The organism is Aeromonas encheleia (assembly GCF_900637545.1).
Lineage (GTDB): Bacteria > Pseudomonadota > Gammaproteobacteria > Enterobacterales > Aeromonadaceae > Aeromonas > Aeromonas encheleia.
In genome coordinates this window covers 3,385,140-3,399,675 of sequence record NZ_LR134376.1, presented here as the reverse complement: position 1 = coordinate 3,399,675, position 14,536 = coordinate 3,385,140, and the positions used below count along the sequence as shown (strand labels likewise).

Here is a 14,536-nt window from a genome sequence, read left to right as displayed (position 1 = left end):
GTCTGGGAGCGGCGGCCCCGCATGCCCCTAGGCATGTCAGCGGCCCGTTAGCCCATGGCGCCCGCGGCGGCGCGTGTAATAACCTTCGGATCCGGATCAGGTTGGAGCCGGATCGGAAGGTGTAGAGTAAGAGTCCTGTTTAGGCGTGATACATATGCTTCCTTCCTATTCTCGCGTGACCAACCTGTTGTTCTGGGTGTTGCTGGTATTGAGCCTGCTGGCGATCCTGCTGTTTGAATTCGGGCCGGATCGACGGCTGGAGATGGTGGCGAATGCCGAACTGTCCGTCACCGTGCATGATGATCGCCCGCTGGGGGGCCATTCGGTCACCTCCCTGCTCCCATCACGGGAGCAACCCGCTATCGACTGCCAGTTGCGCGCCGGCTACGAATTTCCCTTCTGTGAGCTGGCTCTGACCCTGGCCAAGCCCGAGCAGGGAATCGATCTCTCCCATTTCGACGGGGTGCGCATCAAGTTGCGGGTCGAGGGCGAGGGGGAGCAAGTATGGCGACTCTATCTGCGCAACTATCACCCCGCCTACTCCAAGCCCGGGGATGAGACCTCCCACAAGTTCAACGAGGTGATCTTCCGCCCCGACGATTACGGCCGTGTCCAGGACGTGCCGCTCAAGGTGTTTACCCCGGCCACCTGGTGGGTGCAGCAATACAAGATCCCGCTCTCCCAGCAGGGGCCGGATCTGCACCACGTCTTTGCCATCGAGATCGCCTCCGGTGTCGGCATGAAGCCCGGCCACTACCGGCTGGCGCTGGAGCAGATGGAGTTTTATGGCCGCTGGGGGCGGGCTGGCTCCTTCTATCGTCCCCTGTTGCTGAGCTGGCTGGCCTACGGGCTCACGCTGTTTCTGGTGCAGCATCTGCTGATGCGGGACCGGCTGCGCAAGGCCAGGGCGGCGCGGCGGGCGGCCGAGGCGCTTAGCCAGAGCCTGAGCGAGCAGAGTCGGCGCACCGAGGAGGAGGCCCGTTACGATCCCCTGACCGGGGCCCTCAACCGGTTCGGCGGCGAGAAGCTGCTCAGCGAGCTCGGCGAGATACCGCTCTCCTTTATCTATATCGACATCGATCACTTCAAGCGGGTCAACGACAACCATGGCCACCCCATGGGGGACGAGGTGCTCAAGCACATGGTGAGCGAGGTGCTGCGCCACTGCGATAGCCTCTGCCGCCTGGTGCGCTGGGGGGGAGAGGAGTTCGTGCTGGTCTGCCTGCACCATGAGCAGGCCAAGGCGCTGGCGCTGGCCGAGCGGCTGCGGGCCGCGCTGGTCGGCTATCCGCACTGGCCAAGGGGCCTGAAGATCACCGCCTCCTTCGGGGTGGCGGAGCGGCGCGGCGATCCGCTGGAAAGTGTGCTCAAGCGGGCCGACGAGGCGCTCTATCGGGCCAAGAAGCAGGGGCGCAACCGGGTCGAGGTGGGGTAAGGGCGCGCGGTGGTGCCCTCAAATGCACTGGCCGTGCTGGCCTCTGCGGGCAAAAGCCCGCTATGCTGCGCCGCAATGAAGGCGCTCGCCGCCCGGCTCATCTGACGAGGAACATCCCCATGCCGCAACACCTTGGCGCCCTGACCCTGCTGGTGGCCGACTACGACCAGGCCATCGCCTTCTTCACCCAGGGGCTCGGCTTCGCCCTGCTGGAAGACAGCCCGCTCGACGAGCCGGGCAAGCCCGGCAAGCGCTGGGTGCGGGTCGCCCCCAGGGGCGCCTCCGGCTCGGCGCTGTTGCTGGCGCGAGCCGCCAATCCCGAGCAAGAGGCCGCCATCGGCCGGCAGGGCGGTGGCCGGGTCTTCCTGTTCCTCGAGACCGACGATTTTTGGGGCGATTACCATCGGATGCAGGCCTATGGCGTGCACTTTTGTGAACAGCCCCGGGTCGAGGCCTATGGCACCGTGGTGGTGTTCGAGGACCTCAGTGGCAACCGCTGGGACCTGCTGCAACGCGTCGCTGCCAACTGAAACTGAAAACGTTTATCATCCTGCCTGTCATAAAGTCATAAAAGTGTCACAGAAAGTTCTAATAATTGGCGCACCCATCTTCACAGAGGAGAGAGAAGGGATATGGCTAAGCGAATTCTGGTGGTCGAGGACGAGGCACCAATCCGCGAAATGCTCTGCTTCGTGCTCGAGCAAAAAGGATATGAGACGATTGAAGCGGAAGACTATGCCGATGGCTTGGCGAAGGTGCGTGAGCCCTACCCGGAACTTATCGTGCTGGACTGGATGATGCCCGGTGGCAGTGGCATCCAGTTTATCAAGCAACTCAAACAGGATGAGGTGACCCGCCAGATCCCGGTGGTGATGCTGACCGCCCGTGGCGAGGAGGAGGACAAGGTGCGCGGTCTGGAGGCGGGAGCCGACGACTACATCACCAAGCCGTTCTCCCCCAAGGAGCTGACCGCGCGGCTGCATGCCGTGATGCGTCGGGTCTCCCCCACCTCGGTGGACGAGGTGATCGAGGTGCAGGGGCTCAAGCTGGATCCGGTTTCCCATCGCGTCAGCGCCGAAGACAAGGCGCTCGACATGGGGCCGACCGAGTTCAAGCTGCTGCACTTCTTCATGACGCACCCGGAGCGGGTCTACAGCCGCGAGCAACTGCTCAACAACGTCTGGGGTACTAATGTGTATGTGGAGGACAGAACCGTGGATGTGCACATCCGTCGCCTGCGCAAGGCGATCGAAGAGACGGGGCACGACAGATTGATCCAGACGGTGCGTGGAGCCGGATATCGCTTCTCAACCCGTCTCTAGGGGCTAACATGTTGCAACCTTACGCCTGGCGGCGACAGTTGTGGCGAATGGCGTTCTTCTACGCCCCCTTCGTCTTGGTAGGTTGGTTGACGAATTACCTCACCCTCTGCCTGCTGCTAGCCACCCTGCTGCACCTCGGCTGGCACTACCGCTTCCAGAAGCGGCTGTCGGACTGGCTGTGGCACGATCGCAGCCTGGTGCCCCCCAACGGCAGCGGCAGCTGGGAATACATCTTCAACGGCATCTACAAGCTGCAGCAGCGCCACCGGGCCCGGCGCCGCGAGCTGGCGGGTCTGATCCGCCGCTTTCGGGAGGGGGCCGAGGCGCTGCCCGATGCGGCCGTGGTGTTTCGCACCGATGGCAGCATCCTCTGGTGCAACCGGCTGGCGGAGCAACTGCTCGGCTTTCGCTGGCCTGAGGATGCCGGTCAGCACATCGGCAACCTGATCCGCAATCCCGCCTTCGTCGCCTACCTCGGCAAGGGGCAGTATGACGAACCCTTCGAGATGAACTCCCCGATCAACGAGGAGAAATCGCTCGAGTTTCGCATCATGCCCTACGCCGAGGATCAGGCCATGCTGGTGGTGCGTGACGTGACCCGGCTGCGCAGTCTGGAGAAGACCCGCAAGCACTTCGTCTCCAACGTCTCCCACGAGCTGCGCACCCCGCTCACCGTGCTCAAGGGTTATCTGGAGATGACCGAGGAGCCGCCCCCCCCCGCCATGTGGGCCAAGGCGCACAGGGTGATGATGGAGCAGACCATCCGCATGGACAATCTGGTCAATCAGCTGCTCACCCTGTCGCGGATCGAGGCGGCCCCGACCGTGGATCTGTCCCATCTGGTGGACATGCCCGCCATGCTGGGGTTGCTGGAGCAGGAGGCGCGGGCGCTCTCCGGGGAGCATGCGCACCAGATAGAGTTCAGGGTGCAGCCCGGCCTGCTGGTGCGAGGGGACAGGGATCAGCTGCGCAGCGCCGTCTCCAACCTGGTCTACAACGCCATTCACTACACCCCGGCGGGTCGCAAGATCAGCGTGGAGTGGCGCAAGCAGGGGGCCATGGCGCTGTTCGCGGTGCAGGACGAGGGGGAGGGGATACCGCCTGAGCATCTGGCGCGCCTCACCGAGCGCTTCTACCGGGTCGACAAGGCGCGCTCCCGCCATACCGGCGGCTCCGGGCTCGGCCTCGCCATCGTCAAGCACGCGCTGAGCCATCACGACGCCCAGCTCGAGATAGAGAGCCAGGTCGGTGTCGGTAGCCGCTTCAGCTTCCTCATCCCGGCGAGGATGGTGGTGAAATAGCCTCGGCAGCAATGCGTTAGTGTCATCAAGGGGGCCTCTGCGAGGCCCCCTTCTCATCTGCCAGCATCTGCCGCCATGTCATCAAAGTGTCACATTAAATCCATAAATTTGTCATTGCCAGGTCAGATACTGGCGCCGTCTTAAGAACAGACCTTCTGTCATTTTGGAGAGAGAGGGTAGGGAATGAAACTCAACAATCTGACTGATGCAGTCGGGTTGACCACCGCAAGACAGTGTTAATCGGCGCCATGTATTGGCAATAGCCTTCTGTAATTTTGGAGAGATTGGATGAAACTCAACAAACTGGCCGGTGTGATCGGATTCACCGCAGCAACCCTGTTTTCTGTCAGCACTCTGGCTGCCGGTGTGGATAAAGACCTGCCGGAATACGCCCCGACCAGCGGCATCTCGGGCAACCTGTCCTCTGTCGGCTCAGACACCCTGGCCAACATGATGACCCTGTGGGCCGAAGAATTTAAGCGCATGTACCCCAACGTCAACGTGCAGATCCAGGCCGCCGGTTCTTCTACCGCGCCGACCGCACTGACCGAGGGCGTCGCCCAGTTTGGCCCCATGAGCCGCGCCATGAAGGCCGGTGAAGAAGAGGCATTCGAGAAGCGTTACGGCTACAAGCCGACCGCCATCCGCGTCGCGGTCGATGCCCTGGCCGTGTTCGTCAACAAGGACAACCCCATCAAGGGGCTGACCATGCCGCAGATCGACGCCATCTTCTCCAGCACCCTCAAGTGCGGCGAAGCCAAGGCCGCCACCAAGTGGTCCGATCTGGGTCTGGATGGCAGCTGGTCCAGCAAGGATCTGCAGCTGTTCGGTCGCAACTCGGTATCCGGTACCTACGGTTACTTCAAGGAGCACGCCCTGTGTAACGGCGACTTCAAGAGCGGCGTGAACGAGCAGCCGGGCTCCGCCTCCGTGGTGCAGTCCGTCTCCTCCTCCCTGAACGGCATCGGCTACTCCGGCATCGGTTATGTCACCTCAGGCGTGCGCGCCGTGCCGCTCTCCAAGGATGGCAAGACCTTCATCGAGGCGACCTCTGACAACGCCATCACCGGCAAGTATCCGCTCTCGCGCTTCCTGTACGTTTACGTGAACAAGCATCCGAACAAGCCGCTCTCCCCGATGGAGCAAGAGTTTGTGAAGATGATCCTCTCCAAGGCCGGTCAGACCATAGTGGCCAAGGACGGTTACGTGCCTGTCCCCGCCAAGGTGGTCCAGGCCGACCTGAAGAAGCTGGGCCTGATGTAAGCCAGCGCCTCGCCAGTACAGAACAACGAGCCCCATGCGGGCTCGTTTTTATTGGCGCCATGGGATCTTTTTGGTCGCATGTCATGGCTGGCGGCTTGCACCGGACGGCGGCATTCCCGAAAATAGGGCAACTTCAAGGTAAAGGATCCCTTCATGCGCGCCTCTTCTCTGTCCAAAATCGGCCTGGTGGCTCTGTGCGGTTCGCTGCTGGCCGGCTGTGCCCAGTCGCCGACCGGCCGCAGCCAGATGCTGCTCTTCTCCCCCCAGCAGATGAACCAGCTGGGGGCCGACTCCTTCGATCAGATGAAGAAGCAGGAGAAGGTGAGCAAGGATGCCAGGCTCAACGCTTATGTCTCCTGCGTGGCCAAGGCGATCACCGCCCAGGTGCCGGCCAGCTACGGCATCACCAGCTGGGAAGTGGTGGTGTTCGACTCCAAGGAGGTGAACGCCTTCGCCCTGCCTGGCGGCAAGATCGGGGTCTACAGCGGCCTGCTCAAGGTCGCCAAGAATCAGGATCAGCTCGCCACCGTCATAGGTCACGAGCTGACCCATGTGCTGGCCCAGCACTCCAACGAGCGTCTCTCCCGGGATCAGTTGACCGGCATCGGGCTGGCGGTGGCCGATGTGGCCCTGGGCAGCAGCCAGGGCGGCGGTGCCACCATGGCGGCGCTCGGACTCGGGGTCCAGGTGGGGATCACCCTGCCCTATGGCCGTGAGCAGGAGAGCGAGGCCGATCGGCTTGGGCTGGATCTGATGGCCCGTGCCGGCTTCGACCCGGCCCAGGCCATTCCCCTGTGGCAGAACATGAGTGCCGCCTCCGGTGGCAAGGCGCCGCCCCAGCTGCTCTCCACCCACCCCAGTGATCAGAACCGCATCGCCGAGCTGCAGGCCCAGCTGGCCGAGGCGCAGCCCCTGTATCAACAGGCCCGTGCCGCAGGTCTGACTCCTCAGTGCAAGGCATAAGTCTGCGCATGGCCCGCCCCGCTGACGCCGCCGCCATGACGGTGATGCAGCGGGCCAGCTGGCTGGCGGCCTATGGCAAGGTGCTCGGGGAGGCGCCGCTGACCCGGCTGGCGGTCACCGCGCACCTGCGGGTGTGGCGCCACCGGCTCGCCGAGCCCGGCCCCCATCCCATGCTGCTCTGCCTGGGGGAGCTGGTCATCGGCCTGCTCTATTGGCAGCCGGCGCGGGAGGGGGCGCTGATGACGGCCCGCATCCTGGCGTTTTACCTGCATCCCGACCATTGGTGCCAGGGCCACGGCAAACGGCTGTGGCAGGCGGTGGCGGTGCAGATGCGCCGGGAAGGCTGCGAATGCGTCAGGTTGTGGCTGCTCGATGGCAACGACATCGGGGAGCGCTTCTACCAGCGCCGCGGCTTCATCTTCGATGGTCAGGAGCGCACCCTGCAGAGCTTCGGGCAACCCTGCCTGCAGCGACAAATGTTCCGTTTGCTTTGAGCTGGCTCCCGTTTTTCGCCTCCGGTCACTTTATTTTTTTTGCGAATTAATACAATGTGCCCCTTCTGGACAGACTGAGGTGACCCGGTTCACCGGCAAGGGAGTGTGGGCATGTATTACGGCTTTGATATTGGCGGCACCAAGATAGCCTTCGCGGTCTATGACGGCGGCTTGAATCTCTGTCACGAGGAGCGCATGAGCACCCCGGGTGACGACTATCAGGGATTGCAGCAACTCATTCTCGCCAGGACCCTGGAGGCCGACGCCCGGTTTGGCACCAGAGGGGCGGTCGGCATCGGTTTTCCCGGCATCCTCAATCGCCACGATCGGAGCATAGTGGCCGCGAACCTGCCCGCCATCCATGGCCGTCATCTGGGGGCGGATCTGGCGACCCTGCTGGGTCGTACCGTCAGTGTCGACAACGACGCCAACTGCTTCCTCTGGTCCGAAGTGCAGCAAGGGGCTGCCGCCGAGGCGGAGAGCGCCCTGGGGGTGACCATTGGCACCGGCATCGGCGGCGCCGTCTATCTGGCGGGCAGGCTCATCCAGGGGCGCAACTGGCTGGCGGGGGAGATAGGCCATTACCCGCTGCCGGCCACCATCCTGATGAAGTATCCCGAGCTGCCTCGTCCCCGCTGCGGCTGCGGCCGCCTGGTCTGTTTCGAAACCTATGCCTCCGGCACCGGCCTGGAGCGGCTCTATCATCATTTCCACAGCGAGCGGGCCAGCGGCCACCAGATCGTCGCCCGCGCCGATGCCCGCGAGCCCAGCGCTCTGGCGGCCATCGACTGCTGGCTGGAGATCATGGCCGCCGGGCTCGCCACCGCCATCTCGGTGATCGACCCCGAGGTGGTGGTGCTGGGGGGCGGCCTCAGCGGCCTGCCCGCCCTCTATGAACAGTTGCCGCAGCGCCTGCCCGGCCATCTGCTGCCCGGCGTCGCCCTGCCGGCGATCCGCCAGGCCCGTTTCGGCGGTGCCGGCGGGGTACGCGGTGCGGCCCTGCTTAATTTATGAGATCAGACACAGGGTCTGATCTCCCCGGAATAAGGAGTCATCATGACCCGTCTTGAAATCTGTATCGACAACCTGGAATCCCTGTTTACCGCCCAGCAGGCTGGCGCGGATCGCATCGAGCTCTGCTCTGCGCTGGGACTGGGTGGTCTCACCCCCTCCTTTGGCTTCATGCAACAGGTGGCGCGCCACGCGACCATCCCGGTGTACGCCATGATCCGCCCCCGCGCCGGGGATTTCTGTTTCAGTGCCGCCGAATTCGAGCTCATGTTGCTGGATGTGGCCGCCGCCCGTGCCGCCGGCTTGCAGGGTGTGGTGGTGGGTCTGCTGGACGAGGCCGGCCGGGTGCCCGCCGCCTTGCTCCAGCAACTGGTTGACGCCGCCGGCCCCCTCGGCGTCACCTTCCATCGCGCCATCGATCTCAGCTCCAACTGGCGCGCCGATCTGGAGACCATAGTCGCGGCCGGCTGTGAGCGGATCCTGAGTTCTGGCCATGCACCGACCGCCCTGGCGGGTCTGGAGACCCTGCAGGCCATGCAGCAGACGCTGGCGGGCCGCGCCAGCCTGATGCCGGGGGCCGGGGTCAATGCGGACAACGTGCGCACCATCCTCGAGTTCACCGGGGTGAGCGAGGTGCATATGTCCGGCATGGGCTGGCGCGGCGGCATGGTACCCCACGGCGTCAACATGGGGACCTCGGACGACGGCCGGGTCAATATCACCGACGGCGCCAAGGTGGCGGCGGTGCGGGCGCTGCTGGACGCCTGACGAGAGTGGTTAGCTCTTGAGGAGATCGCCGCCAATGGGCGGCGTTCGCCTCCGGCTGGTGTGAACTCTCTCCCACCGGCGGGTAAATCAGGGCCGGCGCCGGCAGCACCCCGGGAAAAAGTCTGATATCATCCCGTCTCTTTTACATGCCTCATTACTTGGATCTGGAGCTACATCTCAATGTCCCAATACGACTCTATCGAACAGAAGGCCAGCTATGGCATCGGCCGCAACATGGGTGATCAACTGGCGCAGCAAGCGTTCGCCGGTCTGGATATCCCGGCCCTGCAACAAGGTCTGGCAGATGCCCTGAATGGTCTGGAGTTCGCGGTCAGCCGTGACGATATCAACGATGCCTTCCAGGTCATCACCGCCCGCATGCAGGAACAGCAGGAAGCCGTTGCCAAGGCCGCTGCCGGTGAAGGCGAAGCCTTCCTGGCCGACAACGCCAAGCGCGCCGACGTCAAGGTGACCGACTCCGGTCTGCAATACGAAGTCATGGTGGAAGGCGATGGCGCCGTGCCGGTGGCCGGTCAGTCCGTGCGCGTGCACTACCACGGTACCTTCACCCACGGTGGCGTGTTCGACAGCTCAGTCGCCCGTGGCGAGCCGGCCGAATTCCCGGTGACCGGCGTCATCGCCGGTTGGGTGGAAGCACTGCAGATGATGCCGGTAGGCTCCAAGTGGAAGCTCTACATCCCGCACGATCTGGCCTACGGTGCCCGTGGTGCCGGCTCCATCCCGCCGTACTCCGCGCTGGTATTCGAAGTGGAGCTGCTGGACATCCTGTGATCCGGCTGGCTTGATGCAAACGGCGACCCTTGGGTCGCCGTTTGTTTTTGGGGCCTCGGGGTCGGGCAATGGGCAGATGCCCGAGTTATAGTCAGGGCTTCTCCCAGGAGAGCGACCATGGCAGCCATCATCGAGGTCATCGACCTCATCAAGCACTTTCCCGGCGTCAAGGCGGTGGACGGGCTCAGCTTCGCCATTCCCGCCGGCAGTTGTTTCGGCCTGCTCGGCCCGAACGGGGCAGGCAAGACCACCACCATAGAGCTGCTGGAGGGGATCCTCACCCCGGACAGCGGCCAGATCCTGTTTCATGGTGCCCCTCGCGCTCCCGATTATCGCTCCCGCATCGGCATCCAGTTTCAGCACACGGCGCTGCAGGATTTTCTGACGGTGCGCGATACCCTGCGCCTGTTTGCCAGCCTCTATCCCAATCCCTTGCCCCAGGCGCAGCTCATCGATCTGTGTGCCCTTGGCGAGTTCATCGACCGGGACAGCCGCAAGCTCTCCGGCGGCCAGCGTCAGCGCCTGCTGCTGGCGCTGGCCCTGCTCGGCGACCCCGAGCTGCTGTTTCTGGACGAGCCCACTACCGGGCTGGATCCCCAGGCCCGCCACCACTTCTGGCAGCGTATCGAGGCGATCAAGGCCCAGGGCAAGACGGTGGTGCTCACCACCCACTACATGGACGAGGCGCAGCAGCTGTGCGACCGCATCGCCATCGTCGACCACGGTCGCCTGCTCAGCCTGGATACGCCGGCGGCCCTGCTGGCCCGTCACTTCGACGGCGTGCTGGTGCGGCTGATGGATCACCCGGCCCTCGCCACCCTGGGCCACCCGCTGCAGCGCCATGGCGATCAGGTGGAGCTGAGCTGTCCCGACGTGGCGGCCCTGTTGCCGCGGCTGCTCAGCCTGGGGGTGCCGCTGACCGGCATGCAGGTACGCTCCCCCAATCTGGAGGATCTCTTCCTCTACCTGACCGGCCACAGCCTGAGGAGTGGCTCATGAGCGGCTCGATGAAGCGTATCGGCGCACTCTTCCATGCCCACAACCTCGAGGATCTCTTCCCGCAGCGGGTCGGCCATAGCCTGAGGAGCGGCGCATGAGCGGATCGATGAAGCGCATAGGTGCACTCTTCCATGCCCGCAACCTCGAGTTTGTGCGGGACAGGGCGGCGCTGATCTGGAACCTGGTCTTCCCCCTGCTGCTGGTGATCGGCTTCTCCCTCATCTTCTCCGGCCCCCCAAAGCCGCTGGTGCAGATCGGGGTGCTGGGGGCGCTGCCCGCCGCCTACCAGCCCCTCGGTGCCATACCGCTGCTCAAGCTGATCCCCTATGAGGATGAGGGGAGGGGACGGCTCAAGGTGCGTCACCATCAGCTGGATCTGCTGCTCTCACCGGCGCAGGGTCGCTATTGGGTCAACCCGGATGCGCCCCAGGGGGCCATGGCGGAGTACCTGCTGCGCCAAGCTGTGTTCATGCCGCTGCAGAAGGAGACCCTGAGCGGCCAGGCCATCCGCTATGGCGACTGGCTGCTGCCCGGGGTGATCGGCATGAACCTGATGTTCTCCGGTCTGTTCGGGGTCGGCTTTGTCATAGTGCGCTATCGCAAGAACGGAGTGCTCAAGCGATTGCGAGCGACCCCGCTGTCGGCGGCCGAGTTCCTCTGTGCCCAGCTGTTGTCGCGGGTCCTGATCACCCTGGTGGTGAGTCTGCTGGTGTTTCTGGTGGCGTACTGGCTGCTTGAGGTCCCGCTGCTCGGTTCGGGCTGGTTGCTGCTGCTGATCGCTCTGGCAGGTGGCGCCGCCATGGCCTCGCTCGGGCTGCTCATCGCCGCCCGCATCCAGAACGAAGAGCTGGCGAGCGGTTTGCTCAATCTCATCAGTCTGCCCATGATGTTCTTATCCGGCGTCTGGTTTTCGCTGGAAGGCTCTCCCCCCTGGTTGCAAGCGGTGGCGGCGCGTTTGCCGCTCAGTCAGATCATCGATGCGGCCCGCGCCGTGATGCTGGAGGGAGCCGGTTGGCAGGAGGTGGCTGGGCCATTGGCCCAGGTCGTCCTGTTCGCCCTGGTGTGTGTCACGCTGGGGGCCGCGTTATTCAAATGGAGTGCAAAATGAAGTCAATGTGGTGGTTGCTACTGCTGGTTGCCACGCTGCCGGTGAGCGCCGGTACCCTGCGTTGCAAGAGTACCCTGCTGACCGAGGGGGATACCACGGCCGAGCTGCTGATCCGCTGCGGTCAGCCGATGCTCAAGGAGGACCTAACCCGTTACGAGGAGAACGGCTTTGGCGCCAGGATGACGGTCAAGTATGCCGAGCGCTGGACATACAACTTCGGCAAGAGCGAGTTCATGCAGTTTGTCACCGTCGAGAACGGCGTCATCACCGAGATCGAAGACGGCCCGCGCGGCGGCTGATCCCCTGGCCGTCCGGCTGCATTATCACAGAGCCAGTGCGGGCAGGGGGCCTGCCGAGTCAATGGCAGCTCCGCCAATGGCGTCCCCTAGCGCCGGAAAGCCACAGGGCCATCGCGCTCTTCACCGCCACTCCCATTCCTGCCTTTCAGGGTCACGGCTCCCTGTGTTGGAGCCTGCTGACAGAAATTTGAGCTTAATGAATCTGTTATGAGGCCACTTCGTTGCCCCACCACGGTGCAGTCGCATTTTGTCGAAAAAATAATCCTCATGGAATGAATGGCCTATGACAGCAGGCTATTTGGTCGATAAGGGTCTATTTTCTATTCAAATGGTGCACCGCGAGCGGTTTAAACATTTTGTGCTGTTGCACCAGAAGTGGGCCAGGTTGCACCGATTGACAGGTTTTTAACCGGCTGGATAAGCTGCAAAAAGCAGAGAAAACCAAGGCATCTGATGAGGTTTGGGGTGCCAACTTTGAATCAAACCACAGGGAAGAGTGACATGAAGCAGATACACAAGGCAGGTATGGTGATAGTGCTGTCGCTGACGGCGGCCAATGTCTGGGCGGATGGGACCCTGGATGCAGTCAAGAAGAAGGGGTTCGTGCAGTGCGGGGTCGGCGATGGTCTGCCCGGATTCTCCAACCCGGATGCCAAGGGCACCTGGACTGGGCTGGACGTGGACGTCTGCCGCGCCGTCGCCGCCGCCGTGCTGGGGGATGCCGGCAAGGTCAAGTATGTCTCCCTCACCGCCAAGGAGCGTTTCACCGCCCTGCAATCCGGTGAGGTCGACCTGCTTTCCCGCAACACCACCTGGACCCTGACTCGTGACGGTTCGCTGGGCCTGACCTTCGCCGGCGTGAACTACTACGACGGCCAGGGCTTCCTGGTCAACAAGTCCCTCGGGGTCAAGAGTGCCAAGGAGCTGGACGGCGCCGCTGTCTGTATCCAGTCCGGTACCACCACCGAGCTCAATCTGGCGGACTACTTCCGCGCCAACGGTGGCATGAAATATACCCCTGTGGTGTTCGATACCTCGGATCAGACCGTCAAGGGATTTGAGGCGGGGCGCTGCGACGTGCTGACCTCGGATCAGTCCCAGCTCTATTCCCTCAGGATCAAGCTGTCCAAGCCGGGAGAGGCTGTGGTGCTGCCTGAGGTGATCTCCAAGGAGCCGCTGGGCCCGGCGGTGCGGCAAGGGGATGAGCAGTGGTTCAAGGTGGTGCGCTGGAGCCTCTACGCCATGCTCAATGCCGAGGAGGCGGGGGTCACCAGTGCCAACGTAGATGAGATGCTGAAATCCACCAATCCGGACATCCGCCGCCTGCTGGGGCTGGAAGAGCCCAAGGGCGCCGTGCTGGGGCTGGATGACAAGTGGGCCTACAACATCGTCAAGCAGGTCGGCAACTACGGCGAGTCGTTCGATCGCAACGTGGGGGCGGGGTCTCCGCTCAAGATCGATCGTGGCATCAACGCGCTGTGGAACAAGGGGGGCCTGATGTATGCCCCGCCCATCCGCTGAGTCGATGAACTGCCGGGGGGCCTAGCCCCCCATTTCCCTCTTGCCTTGGCCTTGCCGGAGTCATCCCTATGGCGTTATATGCACCGAACCAGAGGAAAGAACAGGGCCGCTGGTGGTATGACGCGAAGGTACGGGCTCTGATCTTCCAGTGCCTGGCCGTTGCGGCCGTGATCGCGTTTCTGTTCTACATCATCAACAATGCCCTGACCAATCTGGCCACCCGTGGCATCACCACCGGCTTCGACTTTCTGGGCAACACCGCCGGTTTCGGCATCTTGCAGAGCCTGATCCCCTACGACGAGACCTATACCTTCGGTCGCACCTTCGTGGTCGGCCTGCTCAATACCCTGCTGGTGTCGGTGCTCGGCATTCTGTTTGCCACCCTGCTCGGCTTCGTGCTCGGGGTGGCCCGGCTGTCGAGCAACTGGCTGGTGGCCAAGATTGCCACCGTCTACATCGAGACCTTTCGCAACATTCCACTGCTGCTGCAGATCTTCTTCTGGTACTTCTCGGTGCTGCGCACCTTGCCCTCGCCGCGCCAGAGCGTAGAGCTGGGAGAACTCGCCTTCCTCAATGTGCGCGGCCTCTATATCCCCAAGCCCCTGTTCGAGGATGGCTTCGGTTATGTGCTGTGGGCGCTGCTGCTGGCGCTGTTGGTGAGCTGGGGCCTGCGTCGCTGGGCCCATCGCCGCCAGGAGCTGACTGGCAGGAGCTTCCCGGTCTGGCTCTGCTCCATAGGCCTGCTCATCCTGCTGCCCCTGCTTACCTTCCTGCTGGTGGGGAGCCCGCTCTCCTGGAGCATCCCGACCCTGCAGGGCTTCAACTTCAGGGGCGGGCTGACGGTGCTGCCCGAGCTGGCCGCCCTGCTGCTGGCGCTGACCATCTACACGGCGGCCTTCATCGCCGAGATAGTGCGCTCCGGCATCCAGGCCATCAGCAAGGGGCAGACGGAGGCCGCCTCCGCGCTGGGGCTGTCACCCACCAAGACCCTGCGGCTGGTGGTCATCCCGCAGGCGATGCGGGTCATCATACCCCCGCTCACCAGCCAGTATCTGAATCTCACCAAGAACTCTTCGCTGGCCACCGCCATCGGCTATCCGGATCTGGTCTCGGTGTTCATGGGGACCACCCTCAACCAGACCGGGCAGGCGATCGAGGTGATCGCCATGACCATGGGGGTCTATCTGCTCATCAGTATCACCACCTCGGTGCTGATGAACATCTACAACCGCAAGATGACGCTGGTGGAGCGCTAGGGAG

Annotated in this window: 15 protein-coding genes; all 15 read left to right on the top strand. The window is 63.4% G+C overall.

All coding sequences use genetic code 11. The annotated features are described in order from the left end of the window. Nucleotides 1-154 precede the first annotated feature (154 nt). The 15 genes from EL255_RS15675 to EL255_RS15605 all read left to right on the top strand — a co-directional run bounded on the left by EL255_RS15675 (nucleotide 155) and on the right by EL255_RS15605 (nucleotide 14,532). Nucleotides 155-1,435 carry a GGDEF domain-containing protein gene (locus EL255_RS15675; protein ID WP_042654003.1) on the top strand — a complete coding sequence of 427 codons (1,281 nt, stop codon included), beginning with the start codon at nucleotides 155-157 and terminating at the stop codon, nucleotides 1,433-1,435. A 119-nt stretch (nucleotides 1,436-1,554) separates the two neighbouring features. Then, the gene (locus EL255_RS15670; RefSeq protein ID WP_042654002.1) at nucleotides 1,555-1,965 is read left to right on the top strand and encodes a VOC family protein; all 411 of its coding nucleotides are present in this window, start codon (nucleotides 1,555-1,557) and stop codon (nucleotides 1,963-1,965) included. 102 nt (nucleotides 1,966-2,067) lie between these two features. Beyond that, nucleotides 2,068-2,757 (top strand): phosphate regulon transcriptional regulator PhoB, encoded by a 690-nt coding sequence (gene phoB / locus EL255_RS15665; protein ID WP_042654001.1) that lies wholly within the window; start codon nucleotides 2,068-2,070, stop codon nucleotides 2,755-2,757. 8 nt (nucleotides 2,758-2,765) lie between these two features. Continuing rightward, nucleotides 2,766-4,058, top strand: coding sequence for a phosphate regulon sensor histidine kinase PhoR (gene phoR, locus EL255_RS15660; RefSeq protein WP_042654000.1), 1,293 nt, complete (start codon nucleotides 2,766-2,768; stop codon nucleotides 4,056-4,058). A 288-nt stretch (nucleotides 4,059-4,346) separates the two neighbouring features. Next, nucleotides 4,347-5,321, top strand: coding sequence for a PstS family phosphate ABC transporter substrate-binding protein (locus tag EL255_RS15655; RefSeq protein WP_042653999.1), 975 nt, complete (start codon nucleotides 4,347-4,349; stop codon nucleotides 5,319-5,321). 153 nt (nucleotides 5,322-5,474) lie between these two features. Then, the gene (locus EL255_RS15650) at nucleotides 5,475-6,284 is read left to right on the top strand and encodes a M48 family metallopeptidase (protein ID WP_042653998.1); all 810 of its coding nucleotides are present in this window, start codon (nucleotides 5,475-5,477) and stop codon (nucleotides 6,282-6,284) included. Next, on the top strand, nucleotides 6,272-6,778 hold the full coding sequence (locus EL255_RS15645; RefSeq protein WP_042653997.1) for a GNAT family N-acetyltransferase: 507 nt from the start codon (nucleotides 6,272-6,274) through the stop codon (nucleotides 6,776-6,778). Before EL255_RS15650 ends, EL255_RS15645 begins: the two co-directional genes overlap by 13 nt. Before the next feature lie 111 nt (nucleotides 6,779-6,889). After that, a complete protein-coding gene (locus EL255_RS15640; protein ID WP_042653996.1) occupies nucleotides 6,890-7,792 on the top strand; it encodes an ROK family protein in 903 nt (300 codons plus the stop codon). 42 nt (nucleotides 7,793-7,834) lie between these two features. Beyond that, entirely contained in the window at nucleotides 7,835-8,557 is a 723-nt protein-coding gene (locus EL255_RS15635; RefSeq protein ID WP_042653995.1) for a copper homeostasis protein CutC, read from the top strand. A gap of 180 nt (nucleotides 8,558-8,737) precedes the next feature. Then, nucleotides 8,738-9,349, top strand: coding sequence for a BamJ family beta-barrel-assembly machinery protein (locus EL255_RS15630; RefSeq protein ID WP_042653994.1), 612 nt, complete (start codon nucleotides 8,738-8,740; stop codon nucleotides 9,347-9,349). Between the two features lie 117 nt (nucleotides 9,350-9,466). Beyond that, nucleotides 9,467-10,348 (top strand): ABC transporter ATP-binding protein, encoded by an 882-nt coding sequence (locus EL255_RS15625; protein ID WP_042653993.1) that lies wholly within the window; start codon nucleotides 9,467-9,469, stop codon nucleotides 10,346-10,348. A 94-nt stretch (nucleotides 10,349-10,442) separates the two neighbouring features. Beyond that, a complete protein-coding gene (locus tag EL255_RS15620) occupies nucleotides 10,443-11,456 on the top strand; it encodes an ABC transporter permease (RefSeq protein ID WP_042653992.1) in 1,014 nt (337 codons plus the stop codon). Further along, nucleotides 11,441-11,755: a DUF2845 domain-containing protein gene (locus tag EL255_RS15615; RefSeq protein WP_042653991.1), complete on the top strand. Its 315-nt coding sequence runs from the start codon at nucleotides 11,441-11,443 to the stop codon at nucleotides 11,753-11,755. Before EL255_RS15620 ends, EL255_RS15615 begins: the two co-directional genes overlap by 16 nt. Nucleotides 11,756-12,256: 501 nt before the next feature. After that, a complete protein-coding gene (locus EL255_RS15610) occupies nucleotides 12,257-13,276 on the top strand; it encodes an amino acid ABC transporter substrate-binding protein (protein ID WP_042653990.1) in 1,020 nt (339 codons plus the stop codon). A 68-nt stretch (nucleotides 13,277-13,344) separates the two neighbouring features. After that, nucleotides 13,345-14,532, top strand: coding sequence for an amino acid ABC transporter permease (locus tag EL255_RS15605; protein WP_042653989.1), 1,188 nt, complete (start codon nucleotides 13,345-13,347; stop codon nucleotides 14,530-14,532). Nucleotides 14,533-14,536 lie beyond the last annotated feature (4 nt).